The organism is Aliihoeflea sp. 2WW (assembly GCF_000497755.1).
In the GTDB taxonomy this organism is placed as follows: domain Bacteria; phylum Pseudomonadota; class Alphaproteobacteria; order Rhizobiales; family Rhizobiaceae; genus Aliihoeflea.
Window position 1 is genome coordinate 95202 of record NZ_AYOD01000015.1, and the last position, 16304, is coordinate 111505.

Genomic DNA, 16304 nt, shown 5'->3' on the forward strand with positions numbered 1-16304 from the left:
TGGCCTCCTTGAAACGATGCGAGATGGGGAAAGCGGAAGCCGCCTGGCGGCTTCCGGGAAAGATGTCAGGCAGCCGCCTTGAGCGCGGCCTTCTGCGTGGCGAACGCCCAGTCGAGCCAGGGCGTCAGCGCCTCGAGATCGGCCGTCTCGACGGTCGCGCCGGCCCAGATGCGCAGGCCTGCGGGTGCATCGCGATAGGCGCCGATGTCGAAGGCGACGCCTTCCTTGTCGAGCGCGGAGACCATCGCCTTGGCGAAAGCCTGCTGCGCATCGTCGGAGAGCGCGGTGAACTCGGGATCGGCGATCGACAGGCAGACCGACGTGTTCGAGCGTGTCCCGGGCACGACCGCCAGATGCCCCGCCCAGGTCGAACCGGCGACGAAATCGTCGAGCACCTTGAAATTGGCGTCGGCGCGGGCGACCAGCCCGTCGAGCCCGCCGACCGACTTCGCCCATTGGAGCGCATCGATATAGTCCTCGACGCACAGCATCGACGGCGTGTTGATCGTCTCGCCCTTGAAGATGCCCTCGATCAGCTTGCCGCCCGAAGTCAGGCGGAAGATCTTCGGCAGCGGCCAGGCGGGCTTGTAGCTTTCCAGCCGTTCGACAGCGCGGGGCGACAGGATCAGCATGCCGTGCGCCGCCTCGCCGCCGAGCACCTTCTGCCAGGAGAAGGTGACGACATCGAGCTTGTCGAAATCGAGCCTTTGAGCAAAGGCGGCCGATGTCGCGTCGCAGATCGTCAGGCCCTTGCGGTCGGCCGGAATGAAATCGCCGTTCGGCACGCGCACGCCCGAGGTCGTGCCGTTCCAGGTGAAGACCACGTCGCGGTCGAAATCGATCTGCGAAAGGTCGGGCAACTCGCCATAGGGCGCCTCGATCTTGCGCGCATCGTCGAGCCTGAGCTGCTTCAGGACATCCGTGACCCAGCCCGAGCCGAACGATTCCCACGCGACCATGTCGACGCCGCGCTCGCCGAGCAGCGACCAGAGCGCCATCTCGACGGCACCGGTGTCGGAGGCCGGCACGATGCCGATGCGGTAGTCTGCCGGCACCTGAAGGACTTCGCGAGTGAGGTCGATCGCCTGTTGCAGCTTCGTCTTGCCGATCTTGGCGCGATGCGAGCGGCCGAGCGGGGCGTCGGCGAGCGCATCCAGCGACCAGCCGGGACGCTTCGAGCAGGGACCTGAAGAGAAATTGGGGTTTGCCGGGCGCACTTCCGGCTTGGACGCCGCACGGATTGCGGGCGTGGAATTGGTCGTCGTCATGGTTCTATCCTTCCAGATAGCTGGCCCCTCGTTGGGGAGGGGTGGCCCACTGACGGCGATATTCTTTCCCTCATGCGGCGTCAAGAGGATTGTTGGCGTCGCTTTTGGAGCACGAGAAACGAAAAGGGCGAGCCGAAGCCCGCCCTTTGGAAGCCGGTGAAGTGTCGTCTACCAGAGATCGTAGCGCAGGCCGACCTTGATCTGGTGATAGTCGATCCCGCGATCGATCGTCAGTGTATCGGTGTTCAGATACTCGGCGCGCGGGGAATCCACGTACTGGTAGCCGAAGTCCAGCGAGACGTTGTCGGCCACCTGATAGTTGATGCCTGCGTTGAGGGCATAGGCGAAATTGGTCTGGTTTTCCTGGAACGCGAACATCGACGTGCCACCGACACTGTAGTCGTAGCCCTGGCGGGTGTGCATCAGGCCGGCGCCCGCACCGATATAGGGTGTGAACCCGGAAACGGTGCCGAGGTCGAGATAGGCGTTTGCCATTCCGTACCAGGCGTCATGCTTGGCATCGAAGCGCTCGCCGCCGCCCGCGACGGAAAAGCGGTCGCTTGCGAGCAGCCCCGCACTGATATCGCCGCGCAGGATGTCGTTGAAATGGTAGCCGATGCCAACCGAGCCGCCGAACCGGTTATTGCGCGTGTCCTCTCCGAGAACGGTGAACTCATAGAGCGGATCGCTGACCACATAGGTGACGTCGCCGCGCAGATACCAGCCCGACCCGACCTCGACCGGGACATATTCCGGCGCCTGTTCGATGAAGATCGGCGGATCGTAGTCGGCCGCCAGAGACGGGCCGGCGAGCGCCGCAAGCAACGCCGCGGAGGCGGCAAGGCGCAGAATCGTTGGCATCAGCGTGAACTCCCAATGACGGCGGCTAACAGTGCCGAACCCCTGATGCGAACGATCATTAACCATGCCGGTTAATTCGCGGTTAAGCATAAACCGGAGCGTGTGCCGTCAACGAAAAAGGCCCGGCGCATGGCCGGGCCTTTCCGTGTCGCACGAAGGCGGGTCAGTTGAACTTGTAGCGGAAGCCGAGCTTCAGGTCGTGCGAATGAAGATCCTTGAAGGTGAAGCCGTCATTCTCACGCGTTGCCGTCGGATCAGGATCGTAGTTGCGCGCGGTGCCGGTCTTGCCGTCACCCAGATGCGTGTAGCTGTAGCCGAAGTCGAGCGTAAGCTGGTCGGTGACTGCATAGCCGAGGCCGGCATGGAGCGCCCAGGCCAGTTCCCACTGCGAGTTCGACGGCGCGAATCCGCCTCCACCCTGGATGACATTGGTGTCGTTGAAGTGCGAGATGGTGTTGCGCGAGGCACCGATGCCCGCTCCGACATAAGGCGAGACACCGCCGAAATTGCCAAGATCCGCGTAGGCGTTCGCCAGCAGAAGAATTTCGGATTTCTGCGCGGTGTAGTCGTTGCTGGAGAAGACGTCGCCCGTGGCATCTTCAGTGAAGATGTCGAGCGCGCTGAACGAAGCCTTGCCGCGATACTCGGCCGTAGCGTCTGCGCGCAGCCAGTCGTTGAAGGCATAGCCGAAACCGCCGCCGAAGATCGGTGCCGAACCGAAACCGCCCTCGTCGAGCCAGGATTGCGTGAAGCCGGGGCTGTTGGTTCCAAAGTAGCGATAGTCCAGCCCGTCATAGCGCTGGTTGCTCATGCCGACATGGCCGCGCAGATACCAGCCGCCGAACTGCGGCACGGGAACGGGCGCTTCATAGACCGGCGGAACGTAGATGTCTGCAGCGATCGACGGGACGACCGGCAAAGCGAGAACTGCACCGGCCGTCAAGGCCGCGACAATGCTGAGTTTCATGATCTTCATCCTCACAGACGCCGGGCTCGTCTGATTACCCCCGGGAATTGCACCTGGAGGAAGATCGCTCAGAAAGGTTAAATGGCGCTTAACCCTAATTCTTTACCTTAATCGACAGTTACTTTTGCTTGGCGGGGCCCGAAACGAACAAGGCCTCCCCTGTGCAGGGAGGCCTTCGGGTTCGGACGGGCGCGGGAATCAGGCGGCGCTGCGGGTGCTTCCGATGACGCCGACCAGATCGTCGACGACCTTCTCCACCATCGAACGGTCGTCGGCCTCGGCCATGACGCGGATCAGCGGTTCGGTCCCGGAGGGGCGGATGACGACGCGGCCCGACGCGCCGAGCATCGACTGAGCGTCGTTTATCGCCTCCTTGACGACATCCGTCTCGAGCGGCGAGCCGCCGGAAAACCGGACGTTCTTGAGGATCTGCGGCACCGGCTCGAACTTGCGGCACACTTCGCTGACCGGCTTGCCCGCGCGCTTGACGCAGGCGAGGACCTGAAGTGCGCAGACGAGCCCGTCGCCGGTGGTCGAGAAATCGGTCAGGACGACGTGGCCCGACTGTTCGCCGCCGACATTGAATCCATGCGCACGCATGTGCTCGACGACGTAGCGGTCGCCGACCTTGGTGCGGTGAAGCTCGAGGCCCTTGTCCTTGATGAAGCGTTCGAGCCCGAGATTGGACATGATGGTGGCAACGAGGCCGCCGCCATTCAGCCGTCCCGCCTGATGCCAGGTCTCGGCGATCAGCGCCATGATCTGGTCGCCGTCGATCACGGTGCCGTTTTCATCGACGATGACGACGCGGTCGGCGTCGCCGTCGAGCGCGATGCCGATGTCGGCGCGCACTTCGTGGACTTTCTTGGACAGGGTCAGGGGATGCGTCGAGCCGCAATCCTCGTTGATGTTGAAGCCGTTCGGCTCGTCATTGATGGTGATGACTTCGGCGCCCAGTTCCCAAAGCGCATTGGGGGCGACCTTGTAGGCCGCGCCATTGGCGCAGTCGACGACGACGCGCAGCCCGGTCAGCGACATGGCGCGCGGCAGGGTGCGCTTGGCGAATTCGATATAGCGGTCCTGCACGCCGTCGATGCGCTTGGCCCGGCCGAGCCCGTCGGAACTCGCCAGCGCCTGGTCGAGATCGCCATCGACCATGTCTTCGATGCCCTGCTCGATCGCGTCGGACAGCTTGTAGCCATCAGGGCCGAACAGCTTGATGCCATTGTCGTAGAAGGGATTGTGCGAGGCCGAGATCATCACGCCGATGTCGGCGCGCAGCGAGCGCGCAAGCATGGCGACGGCGGGGGTGGGGATCGGACCGAGCAGAAAGACGTCCATTCCGGCCGCACAGAAGCCCGCGACCATCGCGTTCTCGATCATGTAGCCGGACAGCCGCGTATCCTTGCCGATCACCACGCGGTGGCGATGGGTGCCGCGCTGGAACGACATGCCCGTTGCCATGCCCACGCGCATCGCGGTTTCGGCCGTCATCGGGAATTTGTTGGCACGGCCGCGAATCCCGTCGGTACCGAAATAACGTCTCGTCATCCGTTTCGTCCTGCTGTCTGGTATGGCCAACTCTTGCCATGGCTGAGCTGCGAAGGAGCATCAATATTTGTAACGGTGCTATAGACGCCAAAATACATGCGCGACAAGTTTGATCCCGATTGCTGAACAATTCTTCAAACGCGAAAGGTCAGACCGCGCGATCATCGATCTCGCCCATGGGCTTCGCCCGCGTCGACATGCGCTTGATGTGCGGATAGAGATCGCGCGAAAAGACGCCGTAGACACGCCGCAGCTCGGCGATGGGGTCGTGATGGTGATCGACCCGCACGTCCCATAGCGGATATTCCTCCGTATCGACCACATAGACGGTGGACGACAGTTCTTCCTTGCGGTCGCCACCATGCGCGTCGCCAGCGGCGATCGCTTCCACGAGGCGTCCGGCAAGCGGCAGGTCGGCATGCGCCTCGAACGCGTCGCGGATCGCCGCGATGACCTGAGGCCCCTCCAGCCGATTGCCCTGAACGGTGAGGTTTGGAAAGACGGCGTGGCCGCGCCAGTCGATGCACTTGCTGCCGGTCCAAACCGCCCCGTGTCCCGTCGAATCCATCACCGCGAATTGCCGGTTCTCGATTTCCGGATCGTCTTTCTTCAGGATATCCAGAACCTCGTCGGACGAATGACCCGCGCGCAGCAATTCGATCCCGTCGATCCCCAGATAGGGATTGACCAGCGCCTGCGTGGCGACCGCGCCCTTGCCCGGCCAGGCATAGGTCAGCAGCTTGCCGACCGCCGGCATGGCCGTGACGGCGCCGATGCCGAACTGGCCGGTGCGCGGGCAGCGTGCGGTGAGCGAGAAGGTCATGCGCCCTGCCGCAGATCGGCCAGATGCCCGAACGCGTCGACCACCGCCCGGTAGACGTCGCGCTTGAACGGCACGATCAGGTCGGGCAGGTCCGACATTGGCTTCCAGGCCCAAGCATCGAACTCGGCCGCATGGCCGCCGGGCGGAGGATCGATGGCGATCTCGCTTTCATCGCCCTCGAAGCGAAAGGCGAACCAGCGCTGCATCTGCCCGCAATATTTGCCCTTGAACGCCACGCCGACGAGATGCGGCGGCAGGTCGTAATTGATCCAGTCCGGCGCCGCCTCGATGAGCGACACGGTCTTCATGCCGGTTTCTTCGTAGAGTTCGCGATGCGCCGCCTCGAGCGGGTCCTCGCCGGCATCGATCCCACCCTGCGGCATCTGCCACAGTTGCGCGGCACCCGCCATTTCGCCATCGGGCTCGGCGATACGCCGTCCGACCCAGACGAGGCCGTCGCGATTGAGAACCATGATGCCGACGCAAGGGCGGTAGGGAAGCTTGTTCTTCATCCGCCCTGCCTATCTGCGTTCCGGATCGTTTGCGAGTGCGGAATAGCCGACGATCTCGATGCCCCGCAGCCTTGCCTCCGAAATCCACGCCGAAACGGCATCGATCGTCACGTCGAAACCGGCCCCGATGGCGATGGCGGAGCCCGTCGCGCGCGCCACCCGCTCCGCCTCGTCGAGCTTTCGCAGGATATCGCCACGCTCGCGCACCGTGTCGATGGCGACGGACGCGGCGGCGAACGGCACGCCGGCCGACGCCGCCTGCGTATCGGCGATGCTGCGTGCGGACGAGCCGTCGTCGAGGTAACCGAGGCCGCGATCGGCGAGTTCCCGCATCAGCGCCTGCATCGCGCCAGTGTCGGCCACGAAGCGCGCGCCCATATAGTTCATGATGCCGGTGTAGTTAGTCATCCGGCCGAGGGTCCATTGCAGGTCTTCGCGAAAGGTCATCGGATCGGCATCGACCGTCAGCGTGCCGCGACCCGGATCGACATTGGGATAGTCGAACGGCTCCAGCGGCACCTGCATCAAGAGTTCGTGCCCCTTGCGCCGCGCCGTCTGCATCCAGCGATCGAGGCTGTTGCCGGCCGGTGCGAAGGCGAGCGTCACCTCGGCCGGCAAAACCTCGATGGCGCGCTGCGTACCGGTCTGCGACAGGCCGAGCCCGCCAACGACGATGGCGATTCGCGCCCCGCGCGCGCCCGACCAGGGACGCGCATAGGCGTCGAAGGGCCGTCCTCCGTCAGCCGAACGCCGCGGCAGCGGGCCGTAGTCGGAGGGCTCGACGAGATCGGGATCGGGCAAATGCGCGGTCGCGGCATTGCGGGAGAGGCCCGCCGGGTCGCGGATCGTGACGACGCTCGGACTGTCCGTGTCGCTGCGTGGCTCGATCCGCGTGATGGACGGGCCGGAGGCACGCGGCGTCTCGGCAGCCGGCACTTGCGGCTCGGGCTCGGATGTCGGGGTTGCGACGACCAGCGGTGGCGGCGAGCGCAACCCGTCATCGTGAAGCGTGGCGAGGACCGAAAGCCCGAAAAGAACGACCGCGGCGGCTGCCGCACCGATGGCCACCCGGCGGCTGCCGGGATCACGCGGCGATCTTCGCCGCGGCCCCTGGCCGATCGGCCGGTCGATCTCCCTGTCGCCAAAGTCCAGCACCGCGCGCCCTCAGCCCCGAATCACTATCGCGAAGATCGTGCATTCGTCGCGAATATGCAAAAGGCCGGCGAAGTCGCCCTCGCCGGCCTTGTTTTGATTGCGCCCGCTTTACTGCTGCAGGACGGCGCGGTCCGGATTGGGCGGGAAGGCCGGATCGGTCTTCTCGCCGCGGATCAGGTCGTAGGCGTAGTTGAGCTGGATGTCGTCTTCCGGCTCCGGCGGCACATAGGCCGAAGAGCCCGAACCTTCCTCGCCTTCCTCGGCGCCGCGGATATGGCCCGGCAGGGCCGATTCGCCGCGCGTCGCCTCGGCGGCAGCGCTCCTGAGCTCTTCCGGCAGCGGCTGGTCGACCGAGATGTCGGGCGTGATGCCCTTCCCCTGGATCGAGGTGCCGGCCGGCGTGTAGTAGAGCGCCGTCGTCAGACGCAACGCACCGCTTTCGCCGAGCGGAATGATCGTCTGGACCGAGCCCTTGCCGAAGGACTGCGAGCCGACGACGGTAGCGCGACGGTGATCCTGCAACGCTCCGGCGACAATCTCGGAAGCGCTGGCCGAACCGCCATTGACGAGCACGATCAGCGGCTTGCCGTCGATCGCATCGCCCGGTCGCGAGTCAAAGCGCGTCACGTTGGATGCCTCCCGGCCGCGGGTCGAGACGATCTCGCCGCGATCGAGGAAGGTGTCCGTCACGCTGACCGACTGGTCGAGCAGACCGCCCGGATTGAGACGCAGGTCGAGCACGTAGCCCTTGAGGTTCTCATCCGGAATCTCGGCCTTGATCGCCTCGATCGCGGCATTGAGGTCGTCCTGCGTCTTCTCGGTGAAGGAATTGATCTTGATGTAACCGATGTCTTCCTCGACGCGGTGACGCACCGCACGCACCTTGATGATGTCGCGCACGATCTCGATCTTGATCGGTTCAGAAGCGCCTTCGCGCAGAATCGTCAGCTCGATCGAGGTATCGACCTTGCCGCGCATCTTGTCGACGGCATCGGCGAGCGTCAGTCCACGAACCTCTTCGCCGTCGATCGCCGAGATGAAATCGCCGGCCAGGACGCCTGCGCGAGCGGCGGGCGTATCCTCGATCGGGGAAATGACCTTCACGAGGTCGTTTTCCATCGTCACCTCGATGCCGAGGCCACCGAATTCGCCGCGGGTCTGCACGCGCATGTCCTGCGCCGCGTCGGGTGTCAGATAGGAGGAATGCGGATCGAGCGATGTCAGCATGCCGTTGATCGCGTTCTCGATCAGCTTTGCGTCCTCGGGCTCGGTCACATACTGGGCACGCACGCGTTCGAAGATGTCTCCGAAGATCGCCAGTTGCCGGTAAGTCTCGGACCCGGCCGCGTTCGCCGACGTCCCGGCACCGCCATGGACGAGGCTCATCGCGGACGCGCCCATCAACGCACCGGCAATCAGAAGAGACATTCTACGTATCATTTCCTGTCCTTCCAGAACTGCGCTCCGCCCACCATGGTGAGGGATCGACGGGTTTTCCTTGCCTGCGGAACTCCACGTAGAGTTCCGGGCCATTGTTCGTACTCCCGAAGGCGGCAGTGCTTGCCACCCTCGCCTCTCCCATGGCTCCGACCGGCTCACCCGCCATCAGGGTCTGGCCGAGCGACACGCTCACCCGACCCAATCCCGCCAGGACGACATGATAGCCCTCGCCCACATTCAGGATCAAGAGTTGTCCATAGGATCTGAACGGTCCCGCATAGAGAACGGCCCCGGCCGCCGGAGCCGTGACGATTGCGCCCGAATGTGTTTTAACCATGTCGCCCATGAGGGGCCTTCCAGCCGCGTCCGACTCGCCGAAGCGCTGTCCGATCTGGCCGAAAACCGGCAATGCGACCTGATTCTTGAGGGCTTCGAAGGGAAGGCTCGCGGCAAGGTTCGGCTCCCGCGCCGGAGGTAGCTGGCGCCGCGCTTCCTCTGCCGCCTTCGCGGCCTCTTCCGCCGCTTCGCGCGCGCCCGAAATGTCACTTTCCAGTGAAGCGATCAGGTCCTGGAGCGTTCCCGCCCGCCCCGCCATCTCCTCGGAGCGCGCCTGCTGCTCGGCGAGATCGGCCGCCGACTGCTCTTCGAGCTTCTGCTTTTCCGCGATCAGGCCCGCCAGACGATGCTTTTCGCCGGCCTGATCGGCGACGGTCCGAAAGAGGCGGGCGCGCTCGCCTTCGATCGACGCCTTCAGCGACGACAATTGCTTGAGGTCGGCGAGGAGTTCGGCGGTCTCGTGGCGCATTTCCGGAACGACCGAGCCGAGCAGGATGGCGCTGCGTACGGAGGCGAGCGCATCTTCCGGCTGCACCAGGATCGCGGGCGGCGGGTTGAGGCCCATGCGCTGCAGCGCAGCCAGAACCTCGCCCAGCAATTCGCGCCGCTCGCCGAGCGATAAGCGCAGCCGGTCTTCCTGATGCCGCATCCCGTCCAGCCGCGCGGCGATGTCCTCGATATCCTGCTGAAGCTTGCGCTCCGTCTTGGCTGCCTGAACCAGCGCGGCCGATAGCGCGGCGTGGTCCTTGCGCACCGCCTCGATCTCGACTTCCAATTCCAACAGCCGCTCGCTCGTCAGCGCGATCTGCGACTGGATTTCCTCGTATTCGTCGGTCGACTGCGCGTGCCGAAGCTCCATGGCCGCGATGTCGTCGGCTTCCGGACTCGCCAGCGACGGCGAGGCGAACTGGCACAGCATCATGAATGCCAATGCAAGGCCGCCCGTCCTGCCAATCGTCGAAAGCTGCCGCACTGAATTCCGTCCAACCCGAATCGTCGATGCCGATCCTGGGGCGCGATCGTTAAGGAACGATCAACCATGTCAGGCCCGGTGGTAGGGATGGTTCGAAAGGATGGTCGAGGCGCGGTAGAGCTGTTCGGCGAGGAGCACGCGCACGAGCTGGTGCGGCCAGGTCAGGGCGCCGAAGGAGAGCAGCAGGTCCGCCTTGGCGCGCAGCGCCGGATCGTGCCCGTCGGCGCCGCCGATCGCGACGATCATCGTCTTCCGTCCGCCATCGATATGGCGCGAAAGGTAGTCGGAGAAGGCCGGCGAGGTCATGTTCTTGCCGCGCTCGTCGAGAAGCACCAGCGCGGCATCGCCCAGGGCACTTTCGAGCCTGTCGGCCTCCTCGCGCATGCGCTGTTCGGCACTGCGCGCTTGGCTTTCCGCGATCTCGGTGACGCCGGAAAACTCCATGCCGACCGCCGGGCCCGCCTTGGCGAGACGGTCGAGATAGCGCGCAACGAGGTCGCGCTCGGGCCCGGCCTTCATGCGGCCGACAGCATGTATGGAGAGGCGCAAGCGGGCGCTCCGGTTTCAAGCCGAACGTGTCGATCCCCGCCGGATGCGGGCATTTCGAGCCGGCGGAGGTCTACGCCCGCGGCTTAGTGCACGGTCTCGTCGTCGAGATCGGGAGCCTGCCACATCTTTTCGATGTTGTAGAACTCACGCACCTCGAGCCGGAAGATGTGCACGATGATGTCGCCCGTATCGACGAGCACCCAGTCCGCACTGGCCAGGCCCTCCACGCGCGGCGTACCCAGTCCTGCCTCCTTGACCGCCTTGATCAGATGATCGGCGACGGCGGCGACATGACGATGGGAGCGGCCCGACGCGACGACCATGAAGTCGCCGAGGCTGGACTTGCGCTGAATGTCGATGGGGACAATGTTTTCGGCCTTGGAGTCTTCCAGACTGGCAAGGACCGAGTTCAGGATCTGGGACGGCTCGACCATGCGGGTCATCCCGGACGACGAAGGCACGTGTTCGGCCTTCCCTTGGAGTGCTGTTCTCAGCGTTTTTCCTTTCGATCAAGAACAACAGTGGGGCGATCTAATGTCGGTCCGTGAATTCGAATCCGATGATCTTGCCCGCACCATAGATAGGCAGAGTCCCGTTAAGGTTTCAAGACACGCGAAGAAACGATCCAATCACGATCGTTCGGCCGATCGGATGGCGGTGGAGGAAAGCGAGGATCGCGGACCGTGGATGAAGGTCCAGGCCGGCGGCCGGGTGCGCGCGAGCGTGGCCGCATCGCTTTCGTCGACGCGTGAGCGGCTGAAGGTCTGCGCCATCTTCGACGACAGGAAGGCGAGCGTCGCGCCCGGCCTGTCGATCACCGCGATCGGCACGGTTCGCGCGATCTCGCGCCAGCGCTGCCAGAGGTGGAAATCGCGCAGATTGTCCGCGCCCATGATCCAGACGAAATCGACGCCGGGATTGCGCGTCGTCACATGATCGATCATGTCGGCCGTGTAGCGGATCGCCGATCCGGCCTCGAATGCGGTGATCTTGATGCGGGGGTTCTCAGTCAGCGTTTCGGACAGCGCGATGCGCTCGGACAGCGGCAACGCCTCGCGCCCGGCCTTGAGCGGATTGCCGGGCGTGACGATCCACCAGAGCTGGTCGAGGCGAAGCGCACGCAGCGCGATCTCGGCGACGAGTGCATGTCCGCCATGTGGTGGATTGAACGACCCGCCGAAAAGGCCGACGGCCATGCCTTTTTCGACGTGTGGCATGTGCAGGTGTTTTGGAGAGATGGGGGTCTGGCTCATCGCGAGGCACCCCCCTCTGGCCTGCCGGCCATCTCCCCCTCAAGGGGGGAGATCATTCGCGTCAAGCTCGCGCCCACTCTGCGACATTCAATGTTTGGCGAACCCACCGCCACAGCATGATCTCCCCCCTTGAGGGAGAGATGCCCGGCAGGGCAGAGGGGGGTGCCTGGCGCAGACTGACCCGAACCTGCTATGGCCGCACCTGTCCGGCCCCGCGCACGCGATATTTGAACGACGTCAACTGCTCGACACCCACCGGCCCGCGCGCGTGCATGCGCCCCGTCGCGATGCCGATCTCCGCGCCCATGCCGAACTCGCCGCCATCGGCGAACTGGGTCGAGGCGTTGTGCAGCAGGATGGCCGAATCGATCTCGTTGAAGAACCGCTCCGCCGTCGCCGCATCGTCTGTGACGATCGCCTCGGTATGATGCGAGGAATAGTGCTCGATATGGTCGATCGCGTCGGAAACGCCATCGACAAGCTTCACGGAGATGATCGCATCAAGATACTCGGTAGACCAGTCTTCTTCTTTCGCTGGCGCGGCCTTGGCGAAAACGGAACGCACCTCGTTCTCGGCGCGGATTTCGCAGCCCGCCGCATCGAGCGCGTTCAAGATCGGCAACAGGTGCGTGTCCTTCACCGCGCGGTCCACGAGCAGCGTCTCGGCCGACCCGCAGATGCCGGTACGCCGCATCTTGGCGTTGACGGCGATCTGCACCGCCATGTCGAGATCGGCGCTGCGGTCGATATAGAGATGGCAGATGCCTTCGAGGTGCGCGAAGACGGGCACCCGCGCTTCCGTCTGCACGCGGCCGACGAGGCTCTTGCCGCCGCGCGGCACGATCACGTCGAGATTGCCCGACAGCCCGGTCAGCATCTCGCCGACGGCGGCGCGGTCCGTGGTCGGGACGAGCTGGATCGCATCGCCGGGCAACCCCGCCGCCTTCAGTCCCTCGATGAGGCAGGCGTGGATCGCCTGCGAGGAATTGAGCGAATCCGATCCGCCGCGCAGGATGACGGCATTGCCGGCCTTGAGGCACAACGCGCCGGCATCGGCCGTCACGTTGGGGCGGCTTTCGTAGATGACGCCGATGACACCAAGCGGCGTGCGCACCCGTTCGATGTGAAGCCCGTTCGGCCGGTCCCATTCGGCGATGATTTCGCCGATCGGATCTTTCAGTTCGGCGATCGCGCGGATGCCGTCGGCGATCGCGCGGATTCGGCCTGAATCGAGCTTGAGGCGGTCGAGCATCGCAGGCGACAGCCCGGCCTCTTCACCATTGGCCATATCGAGTGCATTGGCAGACAAGATCGCCTGCTCCTGCCGCGCAACAGCCTGCGCCATGCCCACCAGCGCCGCATGCTTGCGCTCCGCCGACGCCAGCGCCAACGGTCGCGCCGCCGCCCGCGCGCGACGACCGATCTCGGCCATCAGCGCTGCGACGTCGTTTCGCGATCCTTCATGCGCCTGGAGCATGATGCTCTCCCTTACCCTGCAACCACCGCGCGGGACATGACGAGATCGTCCCGATGCACCATCGCCGCGCGCGCTTCATAGCCGAGAACCGTTTCGATCTCGGCCGTTTTCAGTCCCGCGATCTTTACGGCATCCGTTGCGTCATAGGCAACAAGTCCGCGCGCGACCTCAGCGCCGTCTGGCCCCAGGATCGCGACCGTGTCGCCGCGCGCGAACTGGCCGGAGACGAGCGTGACGCCCGCCGGCAGCAGCGACTTGCCCGCCTGCAGAGCCCGCACCGCGCCGGCATCGACGGATATGCGGCCCGCCGGCTCGAGCTGGCCCGCGATCCATGTCTTGTAGCCGCGCACCGGATGGGCGCTCGCCTCGAAATAGGTCGCCCGCTCGCCGGCATCGATCGCGGCAAGCGGGTTCTGCCGCGCGCCGGAGGTGATGATCATGGCGGTTCCGGCGGCCGTCGCGATCTTGCCGGCATCGATCTTGGTGCGCATCCCGCCGCGCGAAAGTTCAGACGCGGCCGCGCCCGCCATCGCCTCGATCTGCGGCGTGATCGCCTCGACATGGGGGATGAAAATCGCGTCGGGATCGAGTTGCGGCGGCGCGGTGTAGAGGCCGTCGATGTCGGAGAGTAGCACGAGCAGGTCGGCGCCCATCATGGTGGCGACGCGCGCGGCGAGCCGATCATTGTCGCCATAGCGGATTTCTGAGGTCGCGACCGTGTCGTTCTCGTTGATGACGGGAACCGCGTTGAGTTTCAGAAGCGTCGAGATCGTCGCGCGGGCATTGAGATAGCGCCGCCGCTCCTCGGTATCGCCGAGCGTTACGAGGACCTGGCCGGATTTGAGCCCGACGCGGCCCAATTCCTCGGCCCAGGCACCCGCAAGCGCGATCTGGCCCGCAGCGGCCGCCGCCTGGCTTTCCTCCAACCGCAAGGCACGACGCCCGAGGCCGAGAATGTTGCGTCCAAGCGCGATGGCTCCCGACGAGACGACGAGCACTTCGCAGCCTTCCGCGGTCAGCCTGCCGATATCCTCCGCGAGCGAGGCCAGCCATTCCCGCTTCAACCCGCTCGCACGGTCGACGAGAAGAGCCGAGCCGATCTTGACCGTGATGCGGCGGTGAGACGATAGCGCCTTCATCGCGCTTACTCCGTCTGCCACCGCGGATCGTCCGCCGGCGGCGTCTCGACGGCGCGTGCGGTTTCGACGTTGGCGATCAGTGCGCGAAGCACGTTCTGCACCCCCTGCCCCGTCGCGGCCGACAGGATCATCGGTGCGTGGCCGGCAACCTCTTCGAGTGCGGCGGCCTTTTCGGCCAGCGTCTCGGCATCGACCGTGTCGGCCTGGCTCAGCGCCAGGATTTCCGGCTTCTCGTCGAGACCGTTGCCATAGGCTTCGAGCTCGCCGCGCACGGTCTCGTAGGCATCTGCGACATCCTCTTCGCGCGCGGAGACGAGATGCAGCAGCACCCGCGTGCGCTCCACATGGCCGAGGAAGCGATCGCCGATGCCGACGCCCTCATGCGCGCCCTCGATCAGGCCCGGAATGTCGGCGATGACGAACTCGCGCGCATCGACCCGCGCGACGCCGAGGCCCGGATGCAGCGTGGTGAAGGGATAATCGGCGATCTTTGGCTTGGCCGCCGTCACGGTGGCGAGGAAGGTCGACTTGCCGGCGTTGGGCAGGCCGACGAGCCCGGCATCGGCGATCAGCTTCAGCCGCAACCAGATCGTGCGCTCTTCGCCTTCGAGGCCCGGATTGGCGCGGCGCGGCGCCTGGTTCGTCGAGGTCTTGAAATGCTGGTTGCCGAAACCGCCATTGCCGCCCTTGGCAAGCCGGTAGCGCTCGCCGATGCGCGTCAGGTCGCAGATCAGTGTCTCGTTGTCTTCCTCGTAGATCTGCGTGCCGACGGGCACTTTCAGCACCACGTCCGACCCGCCCGCGCCGGTGCGGTTGCGGCCCATGCCGTGAACGCCCGTCTGCGCCTTGAAGTGCTGCTGGTAGCGATAGTCGATCAGCGTGTTGAGCCCGTCGACCGCCTCCGCCCAGACATCGCCGCCACGCCCGCCATCGCCGCCATCCGGTCCGCCAAACTCGATGAACTTCTCGCGCCGAAAGGAGACGGCGCCGGCACCGCCGTCGCCGGATCGAATATACACCTTGGCCTGGTCGAGAAATTTCATCGCATTGACAATCGTTGAGGGGATTTGGTCTTTGGGCGTTCATCTAGCCCATCATGCGCCCAAGTGCGAGGGGCGCGGGGGTGAAACCGATGAAATGCGTGTCCTACAACATCCAGTATGGGATCGGCCTCGACAAGCGATACGACATCGCGCGCATCGTCGACGCGGTGCGCGGCGCCGACCTGATCGCGCTGCAGGAGGTCTCGCGCAACAACCCCAGCAATCAGGGCCGCGACATGCCGGCCGAAATCCGCGCTTTGCTGCCGGACTATTTCTCCGTCTTCGGCCCCTCCTTCGAGATCGACATGGGCTCGCATGTGAAGGACGGAAAAGCCGTCGATCTGCGCTTCCAGTTCGGCAACATGATCCTGTCCAAAACGCCGATCCTTGCCTCGCGCAACCTTCTCCTGCCGCGCCGGCGCTCCATCGCGAAGATGAACTTCCAGCGCAGCGCGCTGGAAGCCCTGGTCGACACACCGCTCGGCCCGATCCGGTTCTACTCCACCCATCTCGACCACCGCTCGCCCGACGAGCGCCTGATGCAGATCCGGCACCTGATGGAACGCGTCCTGGCCTACCCGCATGAAGGCGGCGGCCTGACCGGCGTCGCGGAAATGGGCTTCCCCGAACCGCCCCGTCCCGAAAACGCGGTGCTGCTGGGTGATTTCAACATGCTCCCCGGCTCGCCCGAATATCTCGAAATGACCGGCAGCATCGACCACGAGTTTGGCCTGCCGCTGGTGGCGGATAAATTCGTGGACGCGGCAGCGCACCTCAAATCGGAATCGCATAGCTGGGTCGATCCGGAACGACCGACAGACGCCGCGCGACACAAGCGCATCGACTACGCATTCGTCACGGCCACCCTCGCCGCCCATCTTGCTTCATCCCATGTCGATATCGACGCACAAGGCTCGGACCACCTGCCGCTATGGTTGGACCTTGCAGCACAATAGT

At 64.8% G+C, this 16304-nt stretch carries 16 protein-coding genes; 1 reads left to right on the forward strand and 15 read right to left on the reverse strand.

All coding sequences use genetic code 11. From position 1 onward, the window contains the following. Positions 1 to 65: 65 nt before the first annotated feature. The 15 genes from ALII_RS0109450 to obgE form a co-directional block, all read right to left on the reverse strand. Complete coding sequence (locus ALII_RS0109450) at positions 66 to 1241, reverse strand: phosphoserine transaminase (protein ID WP_029660378.1); 1176 nt, start codon at positions 1239 to 1241, stop codon at positions 66 to 68. A gap of 195 nt (positions 1242 to 1436) precedes the next feature. Further along, the gene (locus ALII_RS0109455) at positions 1437 to 2129 is read right to left on the reverse strand and encodes an outer membrane protein (RefSeq protein WP_024587075.1); all 693 of its coding nucleotides are present in this window, start codon (positions 2127 to 2129) and stop codon (positions 1437 to 1439) included. Positions 2130 to 2292: 163 nt separating this feature from the next. Continuing rightward, positions 2293 to 3096, reverse strand: coding sequence for an outer membrane beta-barrel protein (locus ALII_RS0109460; RefSeq protein ID WP_024587076.1), 804 nt, complete (start codon positions 3094 to 3096; stop codon positions 2293 to 2295). Between the two features lie 198 nt (positions 3097 to 3294). Beyond that, positions 3295 to 4647 carry a phosphoglucosamine mutase gene (gene glmM / locus ALII_RS0109465; protein ID WP_024587077.1) on the reverse strand — a complete coding sequence of 451 codons (1353 nt, stop codon included), beginning with the start codon at positions 4645 to 4647 and terminating at the stop codon, positions 3295 to 3297. 148 nt (positions 4648 to 4795) lie between these two features. Then, on the reverse strand, positions 4796 to 5470 hold the full coding sequence (locus tag ALII_RS0109470) for a DUF1028 domain-containing protein (protein ID WP_024587078.1): 675 nt from the start codon (positions 5468 to 5470) through the stop codon (positions 4796 to 4798). Then, entirely contained in the window at positions 5467 to 5982 is a 516-nt protein-coding gene (locus ALII_RS0109475; protein WP_024587079.1) for an RNA pyrophosphohydrolase, read from the reverse strand. Before ALII_RS0109475 ends, ALII_RS0109470 begins: the two co-directional genes overlap by 4 nt. 9 nt (positions 5983 to 5991) lie before the next feature. Next, positions 5992 to 7137 (reverse strand): divergent polysaccharide deacetylase family protein, encoded by a 1146-nt coding sequence (locus tag ALII_RS0109480; protein WP_024587080.1) that lies wholly within the window; start codon positions 7135 to 7137, stop codon positions 5992 to 5994. Between the two features lie 108 nt (positions 7138 to 7245). Further along, on the reverse strand, positions 7246 to 8577 hold the full coding sequence (locus ALII_RS0109485) for a S41 family peptidase (protein WP_024587081.1): 1332 nt from the start codon (positions 8575 to 8577) through the stop codon (positions 7246 to 7248). Further along, the gene (locus ALII_RS0109490) at positions 8567 to 9886 is read right to left on the reverse strand and encodes a murein hydrolase activator EnvC (protein WP_051375822.1); all 1320 of its coding nucleotides are present in this window, start codon (positions 9884 to 9886) and stop codon (positions 8567 to 8569) included. Before ALII_RS0109490 ends, ALII_RS0109485 begins: the two co-directional genes overlap by 11 nt. A 69-nt stretch (positions 9887 to 9955) precedes the next feature. Then, positions 9956 to 10435, reverse strand: a complete 480-nt coding sequence (rlmH, locus tag ALII_RS0109495) for a 23S rRNA (pseudouridine(1915)-N(3))-methyltransferase RlmH (protein ID WP_024587083.1) — start codon at positions 10433 to 10435, stop codon at positions 9956 to 9958. 83 nt (positions 10436 to 10518) lie between these two features. Beyond that, entirely contained in the window at positions 10519 to 10869 is a 351-nt protein-coding gene (gene rsfS / locus ALII_RS0109500; protein WP_244437395.1) for a ribosome silencing factor, read from the reverse strand. A gap of 195 nt (positions 10870 to 11064) precedes the next feature. After that, positions 11065 to 11688, reverse strand: a complete 624-nt coding sequence (locus ALII_RS0109505; RefSeq protein WP_081718950.1) for a nicotinate-nucleotide adenylyltransferase — start codon at positions 11686 to 11688, stop codon at positions 11065 to 11067. 190 nt (positions 11689 to 11878) lie between these two features. Next, positions 11879 to 13165, reverse strand: a complete 1287-nt coding sequence (locus tag ALII_RS0109510; protein ID WP_024587086.1) for a glutamate-5-semialdehyde dehydrogenase — start codon at positions 13163 to 13165, stop codon at positions 11879 to 11881. An 11-nt stretch (positions 13166 to 13176) separates the two neighbouring features. Continuing rightward, on the reverse strand, positions 13177 to 14304 hold the full coding sequence (proB, locus tag ALII_RS0109515; protein WP_024587087.1) for a glutamate 5-kinase: 1128 nt from the start codon (positions 14302 to 14304) through the stop codon (positions 13177 to 13179). A 5-nt stretch (positions 14305 to 14309) separates the two neighbouring features. Further along, a complete protein-coding gene (gene obgE / locus ALII_RS0109520) occupies positions 14310 to 15347 on the reverse strand; it encodes a GTPase ObgE (protein WP_024587088.1) in 1038 nt (345 codons plus the stop codon). Between the two features lie 89 nt (positions 15348 to 15436). Between obgE and ALII_RS0109525 the strand changes: the two genes are divergently transcribed. After that, positions 15437 to 16303, forward strand: coding sequence for an endonuclease/exonuclease/phosphatase family protein (locus tag ALII_RS0109525; RefSeq protein WP_024587089.1), 867 nt, complete (start codon positions 15437 to 15439; stop codon positions 16301 to 16303). Position 16304 lies beyond the last annotated feature (1 nt).

Excerpts from the sequence above, each read along its gene's own strand:
- ALII_RS0109525 (WP_024587089.1), top strand. The coding sequence starts at position 15,437 with ATGAAATGCGTGTCCTACAACATCCAGTATGGGATCGGCCTCGACAAG.
- ALII_RS0109485 (WP_024587081.1), bottom strand. The coding sequence starts at position 8,577 with ATGATACGTAGAATGTCTCTTCTGATTGCCGGTGCGTTGATGGGCGCG.
- rsfS (WP_244437395.1), bottom strand. The coding sequence starts at position 10,869 with ATGGTCGAGCCGTCCCAGATCCTGAACTCGGTCCTTGCCAGTCTGGAA.
- ALII_RS0109505 (WP_081718950.1), bottom strand. The coding sequence starts at position 11,688 with ATGAGCCAGACCCCCATCTCTCCAAAACACCTGCACATGCCACACGTC.
- obgE (WP_024587088.1), bottom strand. The coding sequence starts at position 15,347 with ATGAAATTTCTCGACCAGGCCAAGGTGTATATTCGATCCGGCGACGGC.
- ALII_RS0109455 (WP_024587075.1), bottom strand. The coding sequence starts at position 2,129 with ATGCCAACGATTCTGCGCCTTGCCGCCTCCGCGGCGTTGCTTGCGGCG.
- proB (WP_024587087.1), bottom strand. The coding sequence starts at position 14,304 with ATGAAGGCGCTATCGTCTCACCGCCGCATCACGGTCAAGATCGGCTCG.
- ALII_RS0109460 (WP_024587076.1), bottom strand. The coding sequence starts at position 3,096 with ATGAAACTCAGCATTGTCGCGGCCTTGACGGCCGGTGCAGTTCTCGCT.
- ALII_RS0109510 (WP_024587086.1), bottom strand. The coding sequence starts at position 13,165 with ATGCTCCAGGCGCATGAAGGATCGCGAAACGACGTCGCAGCGCTGATG.
- glmM (WP_024587077.1), bottom strand. The coding sequence starts at position 4,647 with ATGACGAGACGTTATTTCGGTACCGACGGGATTCGCGGCCGTGCCAAC.
- ALII_RS0109475 (WP_024587079.1), bottom strand. The coding sequence starts at position 5,982 with ATGAAGAACAAGCTTCCCTACCGCCCTTGCGTCGGCATCATGGTTCTC.
- ALII_RS0109470 (WP_024587078.1), bottom strand. The coding sequence starts at position 5,470 with ATGACCTTCTCGCTCACCGCACGCTGCCCGCGCACCGGCCAGTTCGGC.